At 72.4% G+C, this 24610-nt stretch carries 22 protein-coding genes; 10 read left to right on the plus strand and 12 right to left on the minus strand.

The genetic code is table 11. The annotated features are described in order from the left end of the window. Positions 1–3 precede the first annotated feature (3 nt). The 3 genes from ACIQK6_RS03030 to kstD all read left to right on the plus strand — a co-directional run bounded on the left by ACIQK6_RS03030 (position 4) and on the right by kstD (position 3572). A complete protein-coding gene (locus ACIQK6_RS03030; protein WP_402694173.1) occupies positions 4–1128 on the plus strand; it encodes an aminoglycoside phosphotransferase family protein in 1125 nt (374 codons plus the stop codon). Positions 1129–1256: 128 nt separating this feature from the next. Beyond that, positions 1257–1649 (plus strand): MmcQ/YjbR family DNA-binding protein, encoded by a 393-nt coding sequence (locus ACIQK6_RS03035; protein ID WP_329105548.1) that lies wholly within the window; start codon positions 1257–1259, stop codon positions 1647–1649. A 126-nt stretch (positions 1650–1775) separates the two neighbouring features. Next, positions 1776–3572, plus strand: a complete 1797-nt coding sequence (gene kstD / locus ACIQK6_RS03040; protein ID WP_402694174.1) for a 3-oxosteroid 1-dehydrogenase — start codon at positions 1776–1778, stop codon at positions 3570–3572. Positions 3573–3597: 25 nt separating this feature from the next. Here the strand turns inward: kstD and ACIQK6_RS03045 are convergent, their stop codons facing one another. The 10 genes from ACIQK6_RS03045 to ACIQK6_RS03090 form a co-directional block, all read right to left on the minus strand. Then, positions 3598–4098 (minus strand): hypothetical protein, encoded by a 501-nt coding sequence (locus ACIQK6_RS03045; RefSeq protein ID WP_329105543.1) that lies wholly within the window; start codon positions 4096–4098, stop codon positions 3598–3600. Positions 4099–4198: 100 nt separating this feature from the next. Further along, complete coding sequence (locus ACIQK6_RS03050) at positions 4199–4960, minus strand: maleylpyruvate isomerase family mycothiol-dependent enzyme (RefSeq protein WP_329105541.1); 762 nt, start codon at positions 4958–4960, stop codon at positions 4199–4201. 34 nt (positions 4961–4994) lie between these two features. Beyond that, on the minus strand, positions 4995–7862 hold the full coding sequence (locus tag ACIQK6_RS03055; protein WP_329105539.1) for an AAA family ATPase: 2868 nt from the start codon (positions 7860–7862) through the stop codon (positions 4995–4997). A gap of 102 nt (positions 7863–7964) precedes the next feature. After that, a complete protein-coding gene (locus ACIQK6_RS03060; RefSeq protein ID WP_329105538.1) occupies positions 7965–8372 on the minus strand; it encodes an ACT domain-containing protein in 408 nt (135 codons plus the stop codon). Between the two features lie 90 nt (positions 8373–8462). After that, positions 8463–8828, minus strand: a complete 366-nt coding sequence (locus ACIQK6_RS03065; protein ID WP_329105537.1) for a hypothetical protein — start codon at positions 8826–8828, stop codon at positions 8463–8465. A 221-nt stretch (positions 8829–9049) separates the two neighbouring features. Beyond that, positions 9050–9277 (minus strand): DUF397 domain-containing protein, encoded by a 228-nt coding sequence (locus ACIQK6_RS03070; RefSeq protein ID WP_376112602.1) that lies wholly within the window; start codon positions 9275–9277, stop codon positions 9050–9052. Between the two features lie 145 nt (positions 9278–9422). Further along, complete coding sequence (locus tag ACIQK6_RS03075; RefSeq protein ID WP_329105535.1) at positions 9423–10589, minus strand: thiolase domain-containing protein; 1167 nt, start codon at positions 10587–10589, stop codon at positions 9423–9425. Next, complete coding sequence (locus tag ACIQK6_RS03080; RefSeq protein WP_329105534.1) at positions 10586–11644, minus strand: thiolase domain-containing protein; 1059 nt, start codon at positions 11642–11644, stop codon at positions 10586–10588. Before ACIQK6_RS03080 ends, ACIQK6_RS03075 begins: the two co-directional genes overlap by 4 nt. Continuing rightward, positions 11644–12609: a Zn-ribbon domain-containing OB-fold protein gene (locus ACIQK6_RS03085; protein ID WP_402694175.1), complete on the minus strand. Its 966-nt coding sequence runs from the start codon at positions 12607–12609 to the stop codon at positions 11644–11646. The genes ACIQK6_RS03080 and ACIQK6_RS03085 overlap by 1 nt, the downstream gene beginning before the upstream one ends. Before the next feature lie 221 nt (positions 12610–12830). After that, complete coding sequence (locus tag ACIQK6_RS03090; protein ID WP_329105531.1) at positions 12831–13631, minus strand: crotonase/enoyl-CoA hydratase family protein; 801 nt, start codon at positions 13629–13631, stop codon at positions 12831–12833. A gap of 167 nt (positions 13632–13798) precedes the next feature. Here ACIQK6_RS03090 and ACIQK6_RS03095 point away from each other — a divergent pair, with 167 nt between their 5' ends. Next, positions 13799–15427 carry an acyl-CoA synthetase gene (locus ACIQK6_RS03095; protein ID WP_329105529.1) on the plus strand — a complete coding sequence of 543 codons (1629 nt, stop codon included), beginning with the start codon at positions 13799–13801 and terminating at the stop codon, positions 15425–15427. 267 nt (positions 15428–15694) lie between these two features. Here ACIQK6_RS03095 and ACIQK6_RS03100 read toward each other — a convergent pair whose 3' ends face one another. After that, on the minus strand, positions 15695–16057 hold the full coding sequence (locus ACIQK6_RS03100) for a hypothetical protein (RefSeq protein ID WP_402694176.1): 363 nt from the start codon (positions 16055–16057) through the stop codon (positions 15695–15697). A 595-nt stretch (positions 16058–16652) separates the two neighbouring features. Between ACIQK6_RS03100 and paaK the strand changes: the two genes are divergently transcribed. Both paaK and ACIQK6_RS03110 read left to right on the plus strand, forming a co-directional pair. After that, positions 16653–17981, plus strand: a complete 1329-nt coding sequence (gene paaK, locus ACIQK6_RS03105) for a phenylacetate--CoA ligase PaaK (protein ID WP_329105525.1) — start codon at positions 16653–16655, stop codon at positions 17979–17981. Between the two features lie 71 nt (positions 17982–18052). Next, the gene (locus ACIQK6_RS03110; protein WP_329105523.1) at positions 18053–18907 is read left to right on the plus strand and encodes a YhjD/YihY/BrkB family envelope integrity protein; all 855 of its coding nucleotides are present in this window, start codon (positions 18053–18055) and stop codon (positions 18905–18907) included. A gap of 21 nt (positions 18908–18928) precedes the next feature. On the opposite strand, the gene ACIQK6_RS03115 is transcribed toward ACIQK6_RS03110, so the two are convergent. Next, entirely contained in the window at positions 18929–20461 is a 1533-nt protein-coding gene (locus ACIQK6_RS03115) for a fatty acyl-CoA synthetase (RefSeq protein WP_402694177.1), read from the minus strand. Between the two features lie 406 nt (positions 20462–20867). Here ACIQK6_RS03115 and ACIQK6_RS03120 point away from each other — a divergent pair, with 406 nt between their 5' ends. The 4 genes from ACIQK6_RS03120 to ACIQK6_RS03135 all read left to right on the plus strand — a co-directional run bounded on the left by ACIQK6_RS03120 (position 20868) and on the right by ACIQK6_RS03135 (position 24602). Further along, positions 20868–22322 carry an NUDIX domain-containing protein gene (locus ACIQK6_RS03120; RefSeq protein WP_402694178.1) on the plus strand — a complete coding sequence of 485 codons (1455 nt, stop codon included), beginning with the start codon at positions 20868–20870 and terminating at the stop codon, positions 22320–22322. A 309-nt stretch (positions 22323–22631) separates the two neighbouring features. After that, positions 22632–23054 (plus strand): GFA family protein, encoded by a 423-nt coding sequence (locus ACIQK6_RS03125; RefSeq protein WP_329105519.1) that lies wholly within the window; start codon positions 22632–22634, stop codon positions 23052–23054. A gap of 146 nt (positions 23055–23200) precedes the next feature. After that, complete coding sequence (locus ACIQK6_RS03130) at positions 23201–24238, plus strand: GNAT family N-acetyltransferase (RefSeq protein ID WP_402694179.1); 1038 nt, start codon at positions 23201–23203, stop codon at positions 24236–24238. A 58-nt stretch (positions 24239–24296) separates the two neighbouring features. Next, positions 24297–24602, plus strand: coding sequence for a M15 family metallopeptidase (locus tag ACIQK6_RS03135; protein WP_402694180.1), 306 nt, complete (start codon positions 24297–24299; stop codon positions 24600–24602). Positions 24603–24610: the final 8 nt, after the last annotated feature.

Raw genomic sequence — 24610 nt, forward strand, 5'->3', positions numbered from 1 at the left:
ACCATGTACGCAGCAACGTCCTCCGTGTCCGCACCGGTCCGGTCGCACCGCACGCTCCCGGCTGGCGGCGGCCCCTACCTCGAACCCGGCCGCCCGGCGGCTCCGACACAGGGCGCCGTCCGGGCGCGGCGAATGCCGAGTACCGGATCACTGCCCGTCAGCGGAAGAATCGACCTCTCGGGGCCGCAGGGGGCGCAACTGCGCACCGCGCTCGCCTCGGTGCAGCGGATCTGTCCGGAGTTCGCCCCGGTGCAGGTACTGCGGCGCAGCGGCCGCTCGGTCCTCCTGGTCGGTACCACCGGACGGATGACCGCCGTGGCGAAGGTTTTACTGAACCACTCGCCCGAGTGGCGTGAGCGCTACCGGCACGAAATAGCTGCATACCGGACCTTCGTCCGGCACCGCCCGCCGGTCCGGGTGCCCCGGCTGATCGCCGCCGACCCCGATAACTGCACGCTCGTGGTGGAGCGGATGGCCGGCCGGGTCGCGGCGCTGCAGCGGCACCCGGTGGAGCCGCCGCCGCGCGTGGACCTCCGGGCGGCCCTGGGCGCGGTGTCCCGGGTCAACCAGTGGCGGCCGCCGGCGGAGTTGTTCGGCACCCCGATGAACTACGCCCGGCGGATCGCCCGCGACTACGAGTTGGGCCTGCTGACCGACCGGGACCTCGGTGACCTGCAGAAGCTGCTGCACGGCGTGAAGCTGTCGGGCACGGCGCTGCAGTTCAACCACGGTGACGCCCTGCTGTCGAACCTGCTGCTGTCGCCGGCGGGTCCGGTCCTGCTCGACTGGGAGCACTCGGGTTGGTACCTACCGGGGTACGACCTGGCCACGCTGTGGACGGTACTGGGCGACGCCCCGGCCGCCCGCGCCCAGATCAGCCGGCTCGCCCAGTCGGCCGGTCCGGCCGCGCGGGACGCCTTCCTGGTCAATCTGATGCTGGTGCTGACCCGGGAGATCCGGATGTCCGAGACGGCGGTGCAGCGCTCGATGCTGGCGACCGCCCCGACCCAGGCGCTTCCGGTGGGCTCCCTGTCCTCCGGTGAGGAGCAGCGGCTGCTGCTCCGCCGCCTGCACGACGATGCGGGGATGGCGCGCCGTGCCGTCCGCGCGGCGGTGGGCACGCGCTGACCGCCCCCCGAACGCGAAGCCCCGTGGCCCCCCACCGCCACGGGGCTTCGCCGGTTCACGGGTGCGCGGGTACGGGAATGCCCGGGCGGGCTCCGTTAGCGTGGGGAGACGATCGACGGGAGGCTCTGATGAAGTCCGGAGTGCGCAAGTGGGAGGCGGTCCGGGAGTTCGCCCTCGGCCTTCCGGAGGCCGTGGAGGACCATCCCTGGGGTCCCGAGGACTGCGTGGTGAAGGTGAACAAGAAGATCTTCGTCTTCCTGGGGAACATCGACGGGCCGCAGCCGCCCGGCCTGTCCGTCAAGCTCAAGGACGAGGCGCTGCACGGGCACGCGATGACCGCGCCGGGAGCGGAGCCCACCGGCTACGGCCTGGGCCGCTCCGGCTGGGTGTCCCTGCCGCTGGCCGGGCAGGGGGCGCCCTCCGTGCAGGTGCTGTGCGAGTGGGTGGAGGAGAGCTACCGGACCGTGGCCCTCAAGCGGCACGTGAAGGAACTGGGCGCCCGGATGCGGGCGGAGGGCTGACCGCCCGGCGTTGTCCCGGGGCGCCGGATGTCTTGACATCACATGATCCCCCGAACACCTTTTCTGACTTAGCATCAGAAATGCTGGAGGCACTTCCCCTCCTCCCCACACCGCTGGAGCCTGCCCATGTCCGCAAGCGCTTCACGCACCACCGCCCCCGCCACCCTCCCGTCCAGACGTGCGGTCCTCGCCGGTACGGGGGCCGGGGTGCTCGCCGCCACCGTGCTGCCGTCCGCCACCGCCCGGGCCGACGGCGCCCAGGACGGCCCGCCGCTCGGGGAGTACGACGTCGTCGTGGTCGGCTCCGGGGCCGCCGGGATGACCGCCGCGCTCACCGCCGCCAGGCGGGGGCTGAGCGTGCTGGTGGTGGAGAAGGCCCCGACCTTCGGCGGATCGGCCGCCCGCTCCGGAGCCGGTATCTGGCTGCCCAACAATTCGGTGATCCTGGGGGCGGGGGTACCGGACACCCCGCAGAAGGCGGCGACGTACCTGGCCGCCGTCGTCGGGCCCAAGGTACCGGCCGACCGGCAGGCCGCGTTCCTCGCCAACGGGCCGCGGATGCTGGACTTCGTGATGGCCAACAGCCCGCTGAGGTTCCGCTTCATGGAGGGGTACAGCGACTACTACCCCGACCTGCCGGGCGGACTGCCGAACGGCCGCTCCATCGAGCCGGACCAGATCGACGGGAACGTCCTGGGCGCCGAACTGGCCCGCCTGAATCCGGCGTACATGCCGGTCCCGGCCGGGATGGTGGTCTTCAGCCAGGACTACAAGTGGCTGAACCTGGCCGCGGTGAGCGCCAAGGGGCTCGCCGTGTCCACCGAGTGCCTGGCGCGCGGCACGAAGGCGGCGCTGCGCGGCGAGAAGCCGCTGACGATGGGCCAGGCCCTGGCGGCGGGGCTGCGCGCGGGGCTCCAACGGGCCGGGGTGCCGGTGTGGCTGAACAGCCCGCTGGTGGACCTGGTCCAGGAGGGCGGCGCGGTCACCGGCGTGGTGGTGGAGAAGGAGGGCGTACGGGGCACCGTACGGGCCCGGCGCGGAGTGGTCATCGGCTCGGGCGGTTTCGAGCACAACGCGCAGATGCGGGCGCAGTACCAGCAGCAGCCGATCGGCACCCAGTGGTCGGTGGGCGCGAAGGAGAACACCGGGGACGGGATCCGGGCGGGGCAGCGGGCCGGTGCCTCGCTCGCGCTGATGGACGACGCGTGGTGGGGGCCTTCGATCCCGCTGCCCGGGGGGCCGTACTTCTGCCTCGCCGAACGGACCCTGCCGGGCGGGCTGATGGTGAACGCGAACGGCGCGCGGTTCGTCAACGAGGCGGCGCCGTACAGCGATGTGGTGCACGTGATGTACGAGAGGGACCGCGGCGCGGTCGGCTCGCACATCCCGGCATGGCTGATCGTGGATCAGAACTACCGCAACAGGTACCTGTTCAAGGACGTCCTGCCGACGCTCCCCTTCCCGGACTCGTGGTACCGGGCGGGCGCGGCGAAAAAGGCGTGGACCTGGGACGCGCTGGCGGGTCAGATCGGGGTTCCGGCGGCGGCGCTGCGGGCGACGCTGGGCCGGTTCAACGCGCAGGCCTGGAGCGGCGACGACGCCGACTTCCACCGGGGCGACACGGCGTACGACCACTACTACACGGATCCGGGCGTGCACCCGAACTCGTGCCTGGCACCCGTCTGGGTTCCGCCGTTCTACGCGTTCAAGATCGTGCCCGGGGACCTCGGTACGAAGGGCGGCATCGTGACGGACGCCCGGGCGCGGGCCCTGCGCCCGGACGGCTCGGTGATCCCAGGCCTGTACGCGGCCGGCAACGCGAGCGCGGCGGTGATGGGCCACAGCTACGCGGGGGCCGGGTCGACGATCGGCCCCGCGATGACCTTCGGTTACGTGGCGGCGAACGCCATCGCGGACGCGTGACGCCCGCGATGGGGGATGCGGACGGTCAGCCCTGCTGGAAGAGCTCGGCGGGGAGCGGCTTCAGGAGGGCGTAGAGGTCATCGGTGATCGGGCGGTCCCAGCTGGCGATGGTGACCAGCACGTTGTCGCTGCGGTCGAACTGGACGCAGGAGATGCGGGACTCCGACAGCTTGACCTTCCGGACGATGAGGAGGTTGTCGCCCTGCATGACGGGGCAGTCCTCGACGCCGGTGACCTCGACGTCCTCGTCGTTCTCCAGTGCGTCGAGGAGCTGGGCCACCTCGAAGGGGATCTGGTCGTCGGTGAGGTCGCGGGCCGGGGATCCCTCCGGGAGGTTCCCGATGATCATTGCGGGGCCGCGTCCGCCGAAGAGGTCGTAGCGGAGGAAGACACCCTGGCAGCTGCCGTCGGGCGCGGGCAGCAGCCCGGCCCCGAGATTGCCCGGCCAGTCCCCCGGGTCCATGGCCAGGACGTCGAAGTCCGGGCCGGCGGGAGTGGCGGCGCGGTGGCGGCGGAGGAAGGACATGCCGCCATGGTACGTGGCCGCGCGGGTTTTCCGGCCCGGGGGCCCGCATCCGGTGACCCGTCCGGGCCGGGCCCGCCGGCCCGGCCGTCAGATCGGCCCGTCAGATCGGCGGGACGAGCGTGAACCAGTGCGGGAGCAGGGCGGCGTCGCCGGTGACCTGCAGGGCGGTGGGCGGCATCCGGCGCCACAGGAACAGGGCGAGGTCGGAGGCGGTGCCGGAGGCCTCGACGTCCGCCGGGGCGGTGGAACCGGGCTCCAGCAGGACCTGGTCCCCCGAGAAGAGGACCGTCCAGGATTCCGGACCGTCGGTACGCCGGAAGCGGTACCTCTCCCCCGTGCCCGGCGGCGCCTGCTGCCAGCCGCGGCGGGCCGGGGCCATCACCTCGATCGTCTGGGTCACGGCGTCCGCGGCCACGTCCGGGGCGAGGCGGCCCGCGGTGCCGGTCGCGGATTCGGCGTCCCAGCGGTGCACGGCCAGTTCGATCAGCTGCATCCGGAGCCAGAACCCCGAGGTCTGCTCGACGGACCAGGTCCAGACGGCGGTGTCCGGCCCGAGCTCGTGGAAGAGCTCCGCAAGCTCCCGGGCGCCCTGCGCGAACCAGTCGGTCAGCCCCTCCGGGTCGCCGGGGGCGTCGGGGAGGCCGAGGCCGGCGGGGTCGGGCGGGGCCGTGAGCCGCTCGCGCAGGACGTGCGCGAGGTAGCGGTGCACTCCGCCCAGGTGCTGGACGAGGTCGGTGACCGTCCAGCCCGGGCACGAGGGGACTGCGGGCACCGGCTCGCCGAGGTCGAACGCCCGACGCACCGCCTTCTCGAACGCCGCCGCTTCGGTCCGGAAGGGGGCGAGTCTTTCGTCATGATCCATACGAGCATGCTTGCCCGCCGGGCGGCGGCTCCGATCACGTTGAGCTACGGGCGAACGACTCCAGTGCGTCCCTCAGCCCGGTCCGGTCGGTGCCCAGCTTGCGGCAGGCCGCCGACAGGGCCCAGTCCGGCGCGGGCAGCACCACGGCTTCCGGCACGGTCTCCTCCTCGGTGCGCACCGCGAGGTCCGCCGCCTGCCGCTCCTCCTCCGTGAGCCCGTCCTCCCAGGCCAGCCCGCACGGCAGGGCGCCGCCCAGTCCCAGCAGGGTGCCGGTGGTCTCCGCGGCCAGACCGTCCGCACCGCATTCCCGCGCCGTCACCACGGCCTGCATCAGCACGTCCGCGTCCCGCAGCTCGCTGCCGAGCGCGGCCAGGGCGCAGGCCAGTTCGTACCCCGCCGGTGAGGCCGAGAGCAGGGTGACCGCCTCCTGGAGGAGCCCGGCCCGTTCCTCGGGGGCGGCGACCTGCGCCGCCACCCGCAGCGCCTGGCCGATGCCCGAGGCGGCGCCGAAGGCGCGGGCCCGCCGGACGGCGTCGTCGGCCAGGGCGCGGGCCCGCTCCGGATCGTCCGCGGCTACCGCCCGGGCGAGGTGCAGCTGCCACGGACACCAGGCCGGATTCTGGATGCCGCGCGGGGTCAGCCGCCGGTCGACCGCCTCCAGTTCGACGATCGCGGCCTGCACCTCGCCCCGGGACAGCAGCAGTTCGGCGTACACGGTCTGTGAGTCGGGAAAGACCACGGCCGCCGGGAAGGGGCTGCCGTACTCGTGCTCCCGGGCCAGCTCCCAGGCCTCCTCGGGCCGGCCCCGAGCGAGGAGGGTGGTGAGGAGGATGGCTATGGCGTACCAGTGCACGGGGGTGCGTCGGCCGACGCGTTCGGCGAGGTGCAGGCCGGCCCGGGCCAGTTTCTCGGCCTCGACGAGCCGCCCGCGCCGGTAGCGGACGTAGGCCCGCAGGCTGTACGCGAAGGAGAGGTGCGCCCCGCGCCAGCCGTGCCGCTCGAACTCGGCGGTGCCCGCTTCGAAGAGTTCCTCGGCGCGTCCGGGCCGGTCGGTGTACATGTGGACCATCGCGACCAGGACCGGGACCTCGAAGCCGCGGTCCTCGTGGGCCCAGCTGAAGGGCTGCTCCAGCACCCGTCCGGCGTGGTGCAGCACGACGTCGACCGGCTCGCCCCGTAGGCAGGCGTCCCAGGCGCGGAGTCCGATGATGTACCGCTCGGTGAGGTCGCGACCGGTCAGCCGGTCGGCGAGGCGGGTGAGCCGCCGGGAGCGGGCCGGGGAGTCGGTCTCGGCGGCGTTGAAGGCGTCCCACATGAACTGCTCGGACTGCAGGCGCAGCCGGGCGCGTACGTCCTGGGTGTACGGGATCTCCCGCGCGAGCGATTCCGAGGCCTCGGCGAGCCGGTCGCTGTGCGCGAGGACCTGGGCGAGCCGGATGACGATGCCCTGGCGCAGGGCCGGGTCGTCGGAGGGCTCCGCGAGGGCGGCCCGCAGGTGGTTGACCGTGTTGGCGGGCTCGGTGAGCAGGGAGGCGCAGCCCAGTTCGTAGAGGACGGCGGCGCGTTCGTCGAAGTTCGGGGGTTCGAGCAGCGCGCGGGCGAGCTGGCGGCGGGCGGCCTCGGGGGCGCCGGCCCGGAGGTTCTCGCCGGCGGCCTCGCGCAGGGTGCGCACCACCCAGGGGTCGTTCTCGGGGTGGGTCTCCAGCAGGTGGCGGGCGGCCGCGGAGGAGCCGAGTCCGGCGTCGACGACGGCCGCCGCGGCCTTGCCGTGGAGGGCGACGCGGAGCGCGTCGGGGATGGCGCGGTAGATGGCGGTGGCGATGAGGGGGTGGACGAACTCCAGCCCGACTTCGGCATCGGGTTCCTCGGCGGCGGCCGCCGAGAGGATGCGGGCGTCGCGCAGCCGCCGGGTGGCGTCCACGGCCTCTTCGGCGCCGAGTGCGGCGACCCGGGCGGCGATGTCCTGCGGGATGGCGGTGCCGAGGACGGCGCAGGCCCAGGCGAAGCGGACGGTGGAGGGGCCGAGGCGTTCGAGGCGGGCGACGAGGCCGCTGCCGCGCTGGGCGGCGGCGAGGTCGCGCAGCTGTGGGGCGTTCGCCTCGACCGGGGTCAGGCCCTTGCCGCGGACCTTGGCGGTGAGTTCGACGGCTTCGAAGGGGTTGCCGGTGGTGACGGCCCAGGCCTCCTGGCAGAAGGCGTCGTCGGCGTGCGGGCCGACGGCCTCGCGGACCAGGGTGGCGACGGCGGCCGGGGTGAGCGGGGCCAGGGGCAGCGGGCGCTGTCCCGCCCGGCCGGGGAGCGTACGGAAGGCGTCGGCGTGCTCGGGCAGTTCGTCGGGGCGGTAGGCGACGACGAGGAGCAGCGGGAGGTGTTCGGCGCGCGGGGCGAAGGCGGCGAGCCAGCCGAGGGACTCGGGGTCGGCCCAGTGGGCGTCGTCGAGGACGAGGACGACGGGGGCGCGCTTGACGACGAGGTGGGTGAGCACCCAGTCGAGCCCGTCGCGCAGGCCTTGGGGGTCGGGCGGGACGCCCTGTTCGGGGGCGCAGAGTCCGAGGGCCGGGCCGACGATGGAGTACCAGCCCCCGAGGGCGGCGCGCAGCTCCTGCTCGGAGGTACCGGCGAGCTGGGGCTGGATGAGCTGGCGGGCGACGTGGAAGGGCTGGCTCTGCTCCTGTTCGCCACCCCGGGCGGCGAGGACGGTGCAGGTGCGGGCGAGGGCGCGGCGGCGCAGTTCGGCGAGCAGGGTGGTCTTGCCGAGGCCGGCGGGGCCGGAGAAGGCGAGCAGCGCGCCGCCCGCGTCCGGCCCGGGACCGGTGAGCTGGTCCAGGGCTTCGTCGACGATCGCGAGTTCGGCATCGCGTTCGACCATCGTGCGCCGTGTGCGGGTCCGGCGGTCCGTCATGGCTGGTACCCCCCAGGCCTGTTCGGGGGTTCAGCGTACGCCCGCGCGCAGCGCGAGGGATCCCAGTGCGGAAAAGAATCCGATCTTCTTTTCAGGGGAGCGTCAGTCGTGTAGGGAACGGGTCGCGAGGTCCTCCAGGACGGCCACGGCTTCGGCGGCCCGGTCGGCGGCGACGAAGAGGTGGTCGTGGTGGTAGCCGGCGATGACGTTGCAGCTCAGACCGTGTGCGCCGAGTTCGGTGGCGAAGGCGGCGGTGAGGCCGACGGCGTCGAGGGCGGAGTGGATCCGCAGGGTGATCCAGCCTGCGGTGTAGTCGTAGGCGAGGCCGGCCGCGTCGGCGTCCTCCTGGCGCAGCACCAGGGTGAGGCCCTCGGGTTCGAGGACGGTGGCGACGGGGGTGGTTCCGGCGGGAACGGTGGCGCCGTCGACGGTGCAGAAGACGTACCGCCCCTCGTTCAACTCGGGCCGCATGCCGCTCAGGAGTTTCCGCAGGTCGTGCTCTCCGCTCATGTGGCCACCCTACCGATCGCCCCGGCGGGTGGTCGGTTCATCGGGAGGCGGGCGACGCGGCGGGTGTCCTGCCCCCTCGCTCGCCTCTCGTCAGTCCTCGTACAGCCGCCGGTGCCACCACGGGCGCGGACTGCCCGACCGGTCCGTGGTGGCCGCGTCCCGGTCGAAGACGGTCCGCCTGCGGAACTCCGCGTCCAAGGGACGCAGTACGTCGCCGAGCGCGCGTCGGGCCACGGGCGGCAGGGTCCGGTAGGCGTCGGCCAGTTCGTCGCGGACCGTTGCGACGTCGTCGATGGCGCAGGACGGGGCCGGGCAGACGGCGTAGGTCAGCCGCAGGCGCGGGCCGGGGCTGCGCAGGAAGACGCGGTAGCGGCGCAGGAGGTCGCCGAGAGGATGGAGGCGGGCGCCGGCCGTCCGGTGGACCTCCGCGCTCGCGGCGGGTGACAGTCGGTCCACGAGGGGCAGTTCACGCGCCCAGGCGGGTGCCCGGCGGCCGGCGTGGGTTCCTCGTGCGGCGCGCAACGCCCCCGGCCGGCTACGCGGCATCGGCCCTTCGGCGGGTGAAGGTCATGCGCCCCATCCTGCCCGGCGCCCCGGGCCGACATCCAGGGGATTTCGGCGGCCACCGGGCCGGCGGCTCCGCGCCCGGTGGTGCGCCGCGTACGTACGGTGCCTGGTCAGGTCAGGTCGAACTCACCGCCCCGGGCGTTCAGCACGAACTTGTGCCACTCGTCCGGCGAGAAGATCAGCGAAGGGCTCTCGGGGCGCTCGCTGTTGCGCATCGCGATGAAGCCCTCGACGAAGGCGATCTGGACGTCGCCCACTCCCCGGCTGCTCGACTGCCAGTCCGCCCCGGTGAGATCGAGGTCCGGCTTCCCCCAACCAGCGAGGGGCTGTGAAGTCATGCTCTCGGCCACGTGCGTGCTCCTCCCGGTACGTCGTCCGGGGGCAAGGTTAACCACCGCGGCGGGTGCCGGACAGGCCACGGTGAGTCACCCGTGGCCGGTCCGACTCCCCGGCCGGCCCCTCCGTCGTCGGCCGGGCCCGTGTTCAGGAGGTCGGCTCTTCTGCCCCCACCAGCCACATCGCGAAGAACTGCGCGCCGCCGCCGTACGCGTGGCCGAGCGCCCGACGGGCTCCCGGAACCTGGTGTTCCCCGGCCTGGCCGCGGACCTGGAGGGCCGCCTCCGCGAAGCGGATCATGCCGGAGGCGCCGATCGGGTTGGTGGACAGCACACCGCCCGACGGATTGACCGGAAGGTCCCCATCGAGTTCGGTGACACCGGCCTCCGTGAGCTTCCAGCCCTCGCCCTCCGCCGCGAAGCCGAGGTTCTCCAGCCACATCGGCTCGTACCAGGAGAACGGCACGTACATCTCGACCGCATCGATCTCCCGGCGCGGGTCGGTGATGCCGGCCTGGTGGTAGACGTCGGCCGCGCAGTCCTTGCCGGCCTGCGGCGATACGAAGTCCTTGCCCGCGAAGAGGGTGGGTTCGCTGCGCATCGCCCCGCCGTGCACCCAGGCCGCCGGCTTCGGCGAACGGGCCGCGCCCGCCCGGTCGGTGAGGACCATCGCGCACGCCCCGTCGGAGGAGGGGCAGGTCTCCGAGTAGCGGATCGGGTCCCACAGCATTGGTGACGCCTGGACCTTCTCCAGGGTGATGTCGTGCTCGTGCAGGTGCGCGTACGGGTTCTTCAGCGCGTTGCGCCGGTCCTTGTACGCCACCAGCGAGCCCACCGTGTCCGGCGCGCCGGTGCGCCGCATGTACGCGCGTACGTGCGGGGCGAAGAAGCCGCCCGCGCCGGCGAGCAGCGGCTGCTGGAAGGGGACGGGGAGCGACAGGCCCCACATGGCGTTGGATTCGGACTGTTTCTCGAAGGCGAGGGTGAGGACGGTGCGGTGGACGCGGGCCGCCACCAGGTTGGAGGCGACCAGGGCGGTGGACCCGCCGACCGAACCGGCCGTGTGCACGCGCAGCATCGGCTTGCCGACGGCGCCGAGGGCGTCCGCCAGGTACAGCTCGGGCATCATCACCCCCTCGAAGAAGTCGGGGGCCTTGCCGATGACGACCGCGTCGATGTCCGCCCAGGTCAGTTCGGCGTCCGCGAGGGCGCGCGCCGCCGCCTCGCGGACCAGTCCGGCGATGGACACGTCGTGGCGGGCCGCCACGTGCTTGGTCTGGCCGATCCCGACGATGGCCACGGGCTCTTTGCTCACCTTGCGTCCCCTTCCAGGACGGCGACCAGGTTCTGCTGGAGGCAGGGGCCGGAGGTGGCGTGGGCGACGGCCCGCCGCGATGCGCCCCGGTGGATCCGGGCGGCCGCCTCGCCGATGCGGATCAGGCCGGCGGCCATCATCGGATGGGCGGCGAGCGCTCCCCCGGAGGGGTTGACGGTCACGTCGTCGGCGAGTCCGAGGGCCTTGCGGAGGACGACCTCCTGGGAGGAGAACGGCGCGTGCAGTTCGGCCGTGTCCACCGGGGCTTCGAAGACGCCGGCGTGTTCGGCGGCGAGCCGGGTGGACGGGGAGTCGGTGAGGTCGCGCAGGCCCAGGCTATGGGCCTCGATGCGGTGGTCGATGCCGGTGATCCAGGCGGGGCGTTCGCACAGCTGCCGCGCGAGGTCGCCGGCGGCCAGGACGACGGCGGCCACGCCGTCGCCCACGGGCGGGCAGTCTCCGGTGCGCAGCGGCCTGACCTGGTAATCCCCCTGCGGGACGGGCCCGCGGAGCTGGGCGTGCGGGTTGCCCTCCGCATCGGCCCGGCTGCGGGCGCCGACGGCGGCCAGGGCGCTCTCGTCGGTCTCGCCCGCGTCGATCAAGGCCTGGGCCTGGAGGGCGGCCAGGGCCACCGCGTCGGGCCAGAGCGGGGCGACGTAGTACGGGTCCAGCTGGCGGGTCAGCACGTCGCGCACCGACCCCGGTGAGGACTTCCCGTACGAGTACACGAGCGCGGTGTCGGCCTCGCCGGTCTGGATCTTGACCCAGGCCTCGTAGAGGGCCCAGGCCCCGTCCATCTCGACGTGCGACTCGGAGATCGGCGGCCAGGCGCCGACCCCGTCGAGGGTCATGGTGAAGGAGAAGGCGCGGCCGGCCAGGTAGTCGCTGGAGCCGGAGCAGGTGAAGCCGATCTCGCCGGCCTTGAGGCCGGTGGCGGCCAGCACCTGGTGCAGGACCGGCATGACCATCTCGACTTCGCTGAGCTCGTCGGTGCGGCGCAGGTGGTCGCTCTGCGCGAAGGCGACCACCGCGACCTCGCGGGCGTATCGGGCCATCAGATGAGCTCCTTGTACGCGTCGTACTCGGCGTCCGGTTCGCCGGTGGGGCGGTAGTGGTCGGGGTAGCGACCGCCCTCGGTCCACACGGGCTCGACGCGCAGGCCCATGCGGACCTGGTCGTAGGGGATGCCGCCGATCCGGCCGTGAAGGGCGAGGTCGGCGCCGTCGAGGGCGATGTGGGCGTAGACGTACGGGACTTCGATGTCCAGGTTCTTGGCTTTGATGTTGACGATGCAGTACGTGGTGACCGTGCCGGCCGGGCCGACCTCGACGCGGTCGGTGGTGGCGACCCCGCAGGTGGGGCAGGCGCCGCGCGGGGGGACGTACACCTTGTGGCAGGAGGGGCAGCGCTCGCCGACGGTCCGCCAGTCGGAGAGGGCCTCGATGTACGCGGTCTGGGCCCGGCCCGGGCTGTAGACGTAGTCGAGGCGGGCCTCGGCGACGATGCCAGTGACGGCGCCGGCGCCGGCGAAGCCCCCGTCGTGCGGGACGGCCTCCTTGCCGGCGGGGCCGTCGTACGGTTCGAAGCAGGCAATGTCGGTGATCGCTCCGGTGCGATGGGCGGCCCACCGGACCCGTACGCGCATGCCGGTGCGGACGCTGTCTGGGCCGGGCGCATCGAGGGCGTGCAGGAGTGCGGTGTCGGCGCCGTCGAGCTTGACCAGCACCCAGGCGAAGGGGGTGGCCAGGGGCTGTTGGGGGCGGGGGCGGTCGTTCCACGCCCAGGTGGTGACGGTGCCGGTGGCGGCGACCTCGACGAGCTCGCGGATCTCCTCCGCGGTGACGGGGTCGTACTCGACGGGCGGGACCATCACCTTGCCGCCCGAGGTCTTCACACCGAGGACGACGCCCTCCCGCAGCCCGGTGAGGAAGGCGCTCTGGACGGGCCCGAGGGACCGGGTGAAGGGGAACTCGACGATGAGGGGCGCGCGGAGCACCTCCGGTGGGGAGGCAGCTGTCATGACGGTTCTCCGATGCGATCGTTTCCAGTACGGACGGTGGGCACGAGCCGTTTCGACCCGCCTGCGGTAGCTGGGGGAGTTCGAGGCGCCGGGGGCAGCGCCCCCTCTTTCAGCCTCGCCGGCGTTTGAGGCGCGGGGGTCCGGGGGCAGCGCCCCCGCAACGGCGCCGCACCCGGGGCACGGGCACAGGCGGCAGCCACGGGCGGCCCGGCCGGCCCCGACTACTCGCGCCGATACACCGCGGGCCGCTTCTCCGCAAAGGCCCGCGCCCCCTCCTTCGCATCGGCGGTGTCGAAGATCGGCCACCCGCGCAGGAGTTCCGAGGCCAGTCCCTCCCGCTCCGTCAGCTCGGCGGTCTCGTAGACCGACGCCTTGACCGCCTCCACCGCCAGCGGCCCGCACGCATTGATCCGCTCCGCGATCTCCAGGGCCGCCGCCAGCGCCGTACCATCCGGCACCACCCGCCCGACCAGCCCGATCCGCTCGGCCTCGGTGGCGGAGTACGGGCGGCCGGTCAGCAGCATCTCCAGGGCGTGCGTACGCGGGATCTGGCGCGGCAACCGCACCGTGGAGCCGCCGATCGGGAACAGCCCGCGTTTGACCTCGAACAGCCCGAAGGTCGCGCCCTCGGCCGCCACCCGGATGTCCGTGCCCTGCAAGATCTCGGTGCCGCCGGCCACGCAGTAACCCTCTACCGCCGCGATCACCGGCTTGCGCGGCCGGTGGTGGCGCAGCATCGCCTTCCAGTGCAGGTCGGGATCGGCCTTGAGGCGGTCCCGGTACTGGTCTCCCGCCATTCCCTTCCCGGCCAGGGCCTTGAGGTCCATTCCGGCGCAGAAGTCCCCGCCGGCGCCGGTGAGGACCACCGAGCGGATCCCGTCGTCGGCGTCCGCCTCCAGCCAGCCGTCGTACAGGCCCACCAGCAGCGGCAGCGAGAGCGCGTTCTTCGCCTCGGGCCTGTTCATGGTGAGCACCAGCGTGGCGCCGCGGCGATCCACGGTCAGGTGTTCAGTCCCACCCATTGCCGTCCTCCCGTCTCAAGACCTAGAACAGGTTGCAGTAGGGGAGGGTGCAGTTCAATAGTTTTCTGACATCCAGTCAGATTTCTTGGATGGTGCCCTTCCCAGTTGCCGTCTCCGACGCTCTAATGACCGCCGGAGCAGACCAGTCACGGGGGTCAGGAGGAACGGTGGAGTACAACCTTGCCGACCTGTTCGAGTCGGTCGTGGACGTGGTCCCGGACCGCGAGGCCCTCGTGTACGTGGACCACCCCGGGACCGGCGCCGAGCGCCGCCTGACGTACGCGGAGCTCGACGCGGCGGCGAACCGGATCGCGCACCACCTGCTCAACAGCGGGCTGACGGCCGGCGAGCACCTGGGACTTCACCTCTACAACGGGATCGAGTACCTACAGACGGTGCTGGCCTGCCTGAAGGCCCGGCTGGTCCCGGTGAACGTCAACTACCGGTACGTGGAGGAAGAGCTGGTCTACCTCTACGACGACGCCGACCTCGCGGCCCTCGTCTTCGAGGGCGAGTTCACCGAGCGGGTCGCGGCCGCACTGCCGCAGACGACGAAGCTCCGGCACCTGATCCGGGTCGGCGAGGCTCCCGAGGGCGCCCCGGAGCCCTCGATCGCGCCGGTCCCGTACGCGGACGCCGAGGCGGCCGGCTCGCCCGGGCGCGGGTTCCCGCCGCGCAGCCCCGACGACCTGTTCATCATCTACACCGGCGGCACGACGGGCATGCCCAAGGGCGTGATGTGGCGGGCCGAGGACCTCTTCTTCGCAGGGCTCTTCGGCGGCGAGCCCTCGGGCGAACCGGTGAAGAGGCCCGAGGAACTGGCCGAACGGGTCGCGGCGCGCGGCGCCGGGCTCACCTTCTTCCCGGCGCCCCCGCTGATGCACGGCACGTCGACGCTGACCTCGTTCATCGCCTTCAACTACGGCCAGCGGGTGGTCATCCACCGGAAGTACGCGCCCGAGGAAGTGCTCCGTACGATCGAGAAGGAAAAGGTCTCCAGTGTGTCGCTGGTCGGCGACGCGATGCTGCGGCCGCTGATCGACGCCCTGAACGGCCCGCTCAAGGGCACGGACCTGTCTTCGTTGTTCAGCGTCTCCTCGTCCGGGGCGATCATGTCGGAGACGGTGCGCGCCGAGTTCCAGCGGCTGGTGCCCAACGTGCTGCTGCTGAACAACTTCGGGTCGTCCGAGTCGGGGTCCAACGGCCGGGCGACGGACGACTCCGGCCCGGAGAGGGGTTTCCGCCTGGAGGTCAACGACCGTACGCAGGTGGTGGACCCGGTGACGCACGAGCCGGTGGCGGTGGGCGAGCCGGGTCGCCTCGCCCAGCGCGGGCACGTCCCGCTCGGCTACTACAACGACCCGGGGAAGACCGCCGAGACCTTCTTCCAGAAGGGCGCGGAGCGCTGGGTGCTGCTCGGTGACATGGCGACCGTCGACGAGCAGGGCATCGTCACGGTGCTCGGCCGTGGCTCACAGTGCATCAACACGGGCGGCGAGAAGGTGTATCCCGAGGAGGTCGAGCAGGCCCTGAAGTCCCACCCCGACGTGTACGACGCCCTGGTGGCGGGCGTCCCGGACCCGACCTGGGGCAGCCACGTGGCCGCGGTGGTCCAGGTGCGGGAGGGCGCCGAGGCGCCCTCCCTGGAGCAGATCCAGAGCCACTGCCGCACCAGGCTGGCGGGCTACAAGATCCCGCGGCAACTGGTCATCGCGCCCGCCATCCAGCGGTCCCCGAGCGGCAAGGCGGACTACCGCTGGGCGAAGGCGGTGGCGACGGAGGCGGACACGGAGTGACCGTCCGCGCCCCTCCGCCCCTCAGCCCCTCCGCCCCGCCGCCCCGCCGCCCCTCCGCCCCGCCGCCCCGCCGCCGGGACCCGCCTCAAGGGATGACGACCTGGTGAGCCGTGGAGCAGCAGTGCCGCTTCGACTGCTCGACGATCGAGGGGGCGCCGCTCGCGCAGCTGAAGCGCGGGCTTCGGGCAGAGGCGACCGATGGCCGTCCGGCCAGCCGCCGACTTGGAGGAGCCGAGCGGCGGAGCGGGCGGACGCACGGGCGCTCGCTCAGGACGACGCGGGTGCAGGTGTGAGGGCCGGGGCGGACGGTGTCGTGGGGGCGGTGGAGGTGTCGTCACCTTCCACGCAGGTCAGCGACATGGCGACCGGTGCCTGCAGACCGGGTACCGGGTCACCCGCGAAGCTGGTCGTGACCGTCCAGTTGCTCTTCGTCAGGGTCACGAACTCCCCGCCCAGGTCGGGGCCCGGCTGCCAGCCGTACTCGGAGCGGGCCCGCACGACGGCCGCTTTCAGGGCGGCCTCCACCTTCTCCGGCGCATGCCGTCCTGAGAGCCGTTCGTGGCACGTGCGCCGAACCCCCGAGGGTTCCCTCTCCACCGTTATGCCTTCCGCCGCCAGGATGGAGGTCATCTCCGACACCACCGCGTCGGCAGGCAGCGGCGGACCCGAGAACCGCGGGGCAGCGGGCCGAGGTCCCGCAGTGGGAACGCGCAGCCGGTCGCCGCCGCCGCCGTCAGTGCCGCCAACGCCATGGCCGCCAGGGCTGTGCGCGCCCGTGCCTGTCGCACGATGATCCCGGTCCTCTCGGTTCGCGGTGGGGCCCGCCAGTCTGCCACCCCGCCGATCTTGAAGGTCCACCGCCCGCCGGGTCCCGGCCCCGCCGCATCGCGTGGTCACGCACCCGCCGTGGGCGCCCGCACTGACATCGCCGGTCCGTGCAGGCGCAGGGCGTACCGGGCCGCCGGGGCGGGGCGGGAGGTGCCGTCCGGTTCCGCGGCCGGGTCCCGGTCCTCCTCCCCGTGGGCGGTGTCGACTCGTCCGCCGGTCTCCCGGAGTCGCCCGTGCCGCGCGGATCGCACAGGATGGGACGGCGCTCGGCGTATGGGGTGGAGGTGGGTGTGCGGGCCACCAGAACGGGCGATCACTCGTTCGAGTCATTGATTTAGCCTGCGAATTCCTGGCAATCTACCGAATGATCGGTCGGTTCTCACGATGAGGTGACGGCATGGCGGTGTACACGGATCTCCACGACACGGGCGAGCGGCTGGGCCGCGACGAGCTGGCCGCCCTCCAGCTCACCCGGCTGCGCGCGACCCTGCACCGCGCCTACGAGAAGGTTCCCTTCTACCGGCAGGCCTTCGACAAGGCCGGCGTACATCCCGACGACTGCAGGTCACTCGCCGACCTCTCCCTGTTCCCCTTGACCACCAAGGCCGATCTGCGGGACCAGTACCCCTTCGGGATGTTCGCCGTGCCGCGCTCGCAGGTGCGCCGCATCCACGCCTCCAGCGGCACCACCGGGCGGCCGACCGTCGTCGGATACACCGACGGGGACCTCGCCACCTGGGCGGACGTCGTCGCCCGGTCCATACGCGCGGCGGGCGGACGGCCCGGCCAGATCATCCACATCGCCTACGGGTACGGGCTGTTCACCGGCGGCCTGGGCGCGCACTACGGGGCCGAGCGCCTCGGCTGTACGGTCGTGCCCGCGTCGGGCGGGATGACGGACCGGCAGGTCCGGCTCATCGAGGACTTCCGGCCGGAGGTCATCATGGTGACCCCTTCCTACATGCTGACCCTGCTGGACGAGATGGAGCGCCAGGGGATCGACCCGCGCGCCACCTCGCTGCGGACGGGGATCTTCGGCGCGGAGCCGTGGACCGAGGAGATGCGCCGGGAGATCGAGGAACGGCTCGACATCGACGCGGTGGACATATACGGCCTGTCCGAGGTCATCGGACCGGGCGTGGCGCAGGAGTTCGCGGAGACCAAGGACGGCCTGCACATCTGGGAGGACCACTTCTACCCCGAGGTGGTCGATCCGCTGACCGGCGCGGTGCTGCCGGAGGGTGAGCCGGGCGAGCTGGTGTTCACCTCCCTCACCAAGGAGGCCATGCCCGTCATCCGCTACCGCACCCGGGACTTGACGCGGCTACTGCCCGGAACGGCCCGGCCGGCCTTCCGCCGGATGGAGAAGATCACCGGGCGTAGTGACGACATGATCATCCTGCGCGGGGTGAACGTGTACCCGACCCAGATCGAAGAGGTTCTGCTGCGGACGCCGGGCCTGGCTCCCCACTTCCAGCTGCGACTGACCCGGGAGGGCCGGATGGACGCCCTGACGGTACGGGTGGAGGCACGTCGGGAGACGGACGCCGAGCGGCGGCAGGACGCTGCCGCCGCCGTGGTCCGGGCCGTCAAGGAGGGGGTAGGGGTCTCCGTCCGGGTCGAGGTGGTCGACCCGGAGACGCTGGAACGTTCGGTGGGGAAGATCAAGAGACTGGTCGACCTCCGCGGAGCCGAGGAGGTCAGGGACACGCGCCCGGGCGGCTGAAACCACCCCTTCGGACTCACTTCGGGGTGGCTCCCGGGAGCGGGGCGGCGCTCGGGGGTAGTGCATGAGGTGTGATCTCCACCCTCCGGCAGCTCTACGACCGGCTCCAGGGCTCCCAGATCGGGCTGGCCTGGAGCCGCGGCCGGGAGATGGAGCTGATGCACCGGGCGATGGGCTTCGCGGCCCTAGGCTTCCTCACCCTGGTGCCGCTGCTGGTGGTCGTAGCGGCCGCCGCACCCGGGAGCGGCTCGGGCTTCGGCCGGTGGCTCGGGCAGGCCCTGGGAGTGACCGAGGCCTCGCGGGTCCGGGTCGAGATGCTGTTCGGCGCCGCGGACCTGGCGCTGGAGCGGACCACCGCGTTCGGTCTGGCCGCCCTCGCGGTGTTCGGCCTGACCTTCGGGTCGGCCGTGCAGACCGGCTACGAAAAGGTCTGGGACCTGCCGAACGCGCGCTGGCACACCATGTGGCTGCACGTCGTCTGGCTCGCCCTGCTGGTCTGCTACCTCGCCCTGCTCGTGGGGATCCCGTCTCCGTCGAACAACGCCATCGGCACGGTGCTCGGCGCCCTGGGGGACCTCGTCGGCACCTGTCTGTTCTTCATCGTCTCCCAGCGCCTGCTGCTCGGCGGCCGGGTCCGCTGGCGCGCCCTGGTGCCGGGAGCGGTCGCGACCAGCCTGGGGCTGCTGGGGCTGCGGATTTTCTCGCAGCTGGTGTTCTCCCCGCTCATCGCCTCCAACGCGGTGATCTACGGCCCCTTCGGCACCCTGCTCGTCGTCCAGTCCTGGCTGGTCGGCGTCGGCTTCGTGGTCTACGGCGGCGCGCTCGTCGGCCGGCTCGTGCACGAGCACCTCACCCGGCGGCGACTGCGGCGCGGTGGGCTCTACGCTCCCGAGGACCCCGCCGCGCCCCCGCCGCGCCCGGACTGACCGGGCTCCCCCGGTAGGGCGTCAGTGGCCGGGGTTCGCGAAGCGGTCGCGCAGTTCGCGCTTGAGGATCTTGCCGCTGGCGTTGCGCGGGAGGGCGTCCACGAAGAGCACCCGCTTCGGGGCCTTGAAATGGGCGAGCTTCTCCCTCGCGTAGGCCATCAGCTCCGCCTCCGTCACCTCCCCCGCCTCCCCGCGCGGAACCACCACTGCGGTGACCGCCTCGATCCAGCGCTCGTCGGGCAGCCCCACCACCGCCGCCTCCGCCACGCCCGGATGGGCGTAGAGAACGTCCTCCACCTGCCGCGAGGCGACCAGCACCCCGCCCGAGTTGATGACGTCCTTCACCCGGTCCACGACCGTGAAGTACCCCTGTGCGTCGCGCACCGCGAGGTCGCCCGAGCGGAACCAGCCGTCGCGGAAGGCCTTCTCCGTGGCGTCCGGGTCGTTCCAGTACCCCAGGCAGAGCTGTGGCGAGCGGTAGACCACCTCGCCCGCCGTTCCGTCCGGCACGTCCTTGCCGTCCTCGTCGACGACCTTCGCCTCCACGTGGCGCACCGGCCGCCCGCAGGAGTCCATCCGCCCCTCGTGCTCCAGCGGTCCGAGGACGGTGGCCAACGGGCCGATCTCGCTCTGTCCGAAGCAGTTGTAGAAGCCGAGCCCCGGCAGCCGCTCGCGCAGGCGTTCCAGGACCGGGACCGGCATGATCGAGGCCCCGTAGTACGCCTTGCGCAGCGCGCCCAGTTCACGCGCCACGAAATCCGGGTGGTTCGCCAGGCCGATCCACACCGTCGGCGGGGCGAAGAGGCTGTCGGCCTGCCCGGCCTCGACCAGGTCGAAGATCTGCTCCGCGACCGGCGCGTCCACGATCGTGTTCCGTGCTCCCACCGCCAGGTACGGCAGCAGGAAGACGTGCATCTGGGCCGAGTGGTAGAGGGGCAGTGAGTGCACGGGCCGGTCGTCCTCGGCCAGGTCCAGCGCCTCGATCGCGCTCTCGTACTCGTGGGCGAGGGCCCGGTGGGTCATCATCGCGCCCTTGGGCAGCGCGGTGGTCCCCGAGGTGTAGAGGAGCTGCGCCAGCGTGCCCGGCTCCCGGTCGGCCTCAAAGGGCAGCGGCTCGGCCAGCTCCGCCAGGAAGGAGTCGGGAGCATCGCGCAGCGCCCGTACCGGGTACCCGTCGGGAATCCGTCCGGACAGGTCGGGATCGGCGAGGACCAGGGCGCTCGCGGAGTCGTCCAGGATGTGCGCGAGGTCCTCGCCGGTGAGGTTCTGGTTGACCGGGACGTGGGTGAGTCCGGCCCGGGCACAGGCCAGGTAGGCAAGGAGGTAGGCGTCGCAGTTGTGGGCGAAGGTGGCGACCCGGTCCCCGGCGGCCAGCCCGTACCGCTCCCGCAGCACGGCGGCGCCGGTGGTGACGGCCGCGTCGAGTTCCGCGTACGTCCAGCTCCGCTCGCCGTAGCGCACGGCCGGGCGGTCGGGGACCCGCCGCGCACTGTCGCGCACCAGTCCGTCGACCGTGTTGTCCCGCACTGCCCGCAGTGCCCGCGCTGCCGTCATGGCGCGATCCTCGTCCTCCCGTACGCCCGGGGTCAACCACCCAATACCAAACGGGATGTTGACAGATCATCGGAACCTCGTCCGTCACACGTGTATCAACACCGGCGTTTCGGCCACCCCACCCCGAAGAGGAAGCCGCGCCCCTGAAGGGTGGATGCACCCTGCACGAGGAGCCTTCCGTGCCCCTGTACGGAATCCGCTTCGTCTCAAACACGTGTGTTCGACCACGCCTCCGTCTCGTTGATCCCGACAGCGCCGACTGAGCGCAACCCGACTCGCGAGAAGGGGAGTTCACCTCAGCGGGCCTCGCAGAACGCCCCACAAGCAGCAGCGGTCTGCCACCGATCACCTGCGGCCGAAGCGGCCGGTCCCACCAACGCCCGTTCCCACGTCGAGAGGTACAGACATGACAGACATGCCGCCCGCCCGCTCCGAGATCCGCCACCTCCTGGCCGCATACCTGGAACGGCATCCCACTGAGCACGGTCACCTGGAGCCCCTGTCGAAGGCCCTTGACGAACCCGACGAGCCGACGAGCCGCACGACCGTACCCGGACACATCACGTGCAGCGCCGTCGTGATCGACCGCCACCGGCGTGTTCTCCACGTTCACCACAGGGCCAGCGGCCTGGCCCTCCCTCCTGGCGGCCACGTCGACGCAGCCGATCGCACGCTGCTCGCCGCAGCGCTGCGCGAAGTCCACGAGGAGGTGGGAATCGCGCCCGGCAACCTGTGTCTGACCCACCAGCTCCTCGACGGCCCGATCGACATCGGCATCCACGACATCGCTGCCCGGCCGGCCAAGGGCGAAACGGAACATCAGCACTACGATGTCCAATTCGTCTTCAACCTTGCCCACGGCGTTGCCCCGATCGTCTTGCAGGACGACGAGGTCTCCGGTGCGCAATGGCTCCCCTTCGAGCAGGTCACCTCGCCCACTCTGCGCGCCAAGCTCCTGGCGTCCGCTCTCGACGGCCGGCCCGAGCCGGTGAACGCGTCCGCACTGCTGCACGACGGCGCGGGTCGGTACCTGCTGCATTTGCGCGACAACGATCCGGATACCTGGGAGCCGGGATCGTTCGCGCTCTTGGGAGGGGGCCGCGAACCCGGTGACCGGTCACTTGAGGACACCGTCCGCCGCGAGCTCGCCGAACAGGCACCCGGCCTGAAGTTCGGGGAGCTGGAGCCGTACGCGGTGGAGGTCGCGACCGGAGTCGACGGACTCGCCGTCCCCGTCCAGGTCTTCGCCGGCCAGTGGCGCGGCGACCCTGACGTCCTCGATCTCCAGGAAGGCGTCCTGCTCCGCTGGTTCAGCCCGGACGAACTACCCCGGCTGCGGCTGAGCCCGTCCACGAGCGCGCTCATCCTCCGCCACGCGGCCCGCGAGGCAGCCGCCGGCCCGTGCCCGGCGCCCGCTTCGCACGGGGCTGTTCCGATCGTCCTGGGCGTCCATCTCTACCTGGAGGACGATCAGGGCCGCGTCCTGCTCGGGCTGCGCCATCCGGGCTCCGCCTTCGCCGGGGACACATGGCACTTTCCCGCAAGCCATTGTGCGCAGGAGCCGGCGATCGCGTGCCTCCTCCGGGAGACCCTCGAAGAGACCGGTCTGGTCATCGACCCCGTGGACGTCGAGTACGCGCATACGGTCCACCTGGTCGATCCGCCCGGTGCCGGGCCGCGCATCGGCCTCGTGTTCCGGGCTCGCCGGTGGACGGGCGTCCCGGAGGTCCGCGAGCCCGAGAAGTGCCTGGCCTGGCAGTGGTGGCATCCGGACGAGCTTCCTGAGCCGATCGCCGCCTACGCCCGGGCAGCCATCGAGGGGATCGCGGCCGAGCGTCCGTATACGGAGATGGGCTGGTGAGGGCGGCCACCACACCCGGCGCATCCGTTCGGCTGGTGAGGCCCATTACCAGCCCGTGAAGATCAACTACCTGACTTTGGGCAACAAGATCCCGAACCTGCACAGCCACGTGTTCGCTCGGCGGAGGCGGGAGCCGAATCGGCCCCGGGCGAACCCCTCCCCTTCACGGTCCTCGACGAAGGCCGTGAAGGACGAGGACCAGCTCCAGCGCGACGCCGCCCCGCCTCCGCCTGCTTCTCGCCGGCCCGGCCACCCGACCACGCCGGCCCCCGCCCGATCAGCCCAGCGCTCGACACGAGGAGTTGCCCCATGGCCACGTCATCCAGCACCACGTCACGTACGGGACGCTGTCAGTGCGGGGAGGCCCGGTTCGAGGTCAGTGGCGAAGCCGACTACCCCCATCTGTGCAGCTGTGGGCACTGCCAGGCTTTGTCCGGCGGCCCGGTGATGTCCTGGGTCTCCTTCCCCCTGGACACGTTGAGGTGGACGGGCGCCGGAGGCGAGCCGCGCTGGCACTACACGTGGCCGGACTCCCGCCGGGGCTTCTGTCCGAAATGCGGGAGCCAGCTGTGCGCGCTGGACGACGGGGCGGACAGCATCGCGATCACCCTGTCGGCCCTGGGGAATCCGGCCGACCTGATCCCTGTCAACCAGAGCTACCGCGAGAGCGCGGTGCCCTGGCTGCCCTGCGTGCCCGACACCGGCACCCGCACCGACACCCGCACCCGCTGACACCCGGCCCGGCAGCGTCCGCCCCCGCATTCCGCACGCCCTGTCGATCGGAAAGACACGTTGGTACTGGTCGAACACGGCCTGCGGACGCCGGCCCGGCTGCGCGCCGAGCACGACGCGCTCCCCTCATCGACAGGAGAAGCCCGGTGAACCCCGACACCACACCGACCCGAATCGCCGAACCGCCCGACACCGCCGCACGGCCGGCGGTCCGCGCGGCCACACCCGCCGACGCCGAAGCGATCACCCGAATGCGCTCCGAGCACGTCCTGTCGCGGCCACTGACCGAGGAGTGGGTCCGACGGACCACGGACGAGCTGGTTCCCCGGCTGACGCCTGCGGGAGACGCACGCGCGTTCGTCATCGATGCGCCGGACGGCACGATGGCCGCCTGCGCCCTCGGCCTGATCGCCCCCGTGCTCCCGGCACCGTCGTACCCCCACGGCCTGGCCGCCCGCGTCCACGTGGTCGCCACCCACCCGGACCACCGGCGCCGTGGCTACGCCCGGGCCGTGGTCGGCGCCCTGCTCGACCACCTCGCCGACACCGAGGAAGTCACCCTGTTCGAGCTGCACACCAGCTCGCAGGCCGCACCCCTGTACCGGGAGTTCGGCTTCGCCGGCAGTCCGGCGCTCATGCGGATGACCCGCCACGGCCGATCCACCGCAGCGGCCGGTGCGCAGCCCGATTCGACGTGGGTGCCGCCGCGGCAGTACGCCGACTCGCTGCCGCGGGCGACCGCCTACGTGTGCCTCTACGTCACCGACGAGGACGACCAGCCGCTGCAACTGCACTCCGTTTACTCCCCGAGCCACCCCTGGCACATGATCGGCGGCGCTCTGGAGTTCGGCGAGCGTCCCTGGGACGGCCTGCTGCGCGAGTGCCGGGAGGAGACCGGGATGACCGCCGCGGGTCCGCCCCGGCTGCTGGCCACGGTGTACGGGCAGCCCCGGGCCCAGCGTCCGTACAGCACCCTGCAGCTCGTCTTCGACGGGGGGCGCCTCACCGGCGCCCAGATCCGCGGCCTCACCCTCAACCCGCACGAGCACGACGAGGCCCGCGTCCTGCCGCTTGCGCAGTGGCGGGCGCTGATGCCGGCCCGCGATTTCGTACGGCTGAGCGCCGTGGCGGAGGCCCGCCGGACCGGGGTGGCCGCGTACGTCGACACCTGGGGGGACGCATGACCGCCAGCAGCATCGTCTTGTCGTCCGACCGGAGGGTCGCCGCGATCCCCGTCCACGAGTGCGGCGAGGCCACTCCGCCGGCGCGGCCGTCGACGTGACACCGATCGACCGCCTCGGCCACGAGCTCGACATGGGCACCCGTGTCGACGCCAGCCCCGAGGAATCCGGCGGCGCCCGTTACACCGATGCACCCGACCTCGGCGACCGAGCCCGCACGAACCGCGCCACCTTCAGCGGCGCCCCGTCCGCAGCGGGCTTGATCGACTCCGGGACCGAGTGGTGGCACCGGTCTCACGGGGATCGCTCCTGGGCGCTGCAGACCGGGCAGCCGGCCGACCTGTACCGACCCGTCGAACTGACCTGAACACCGGC

The organism is Streptomyces sp. NPDC091682 (genome assembly GCF_044756625.1).
GTDB lineage: Bacteria > Actinomycetota > Actinomycetes > Streptomycetales > Streptomycetaceae > Streptomyces.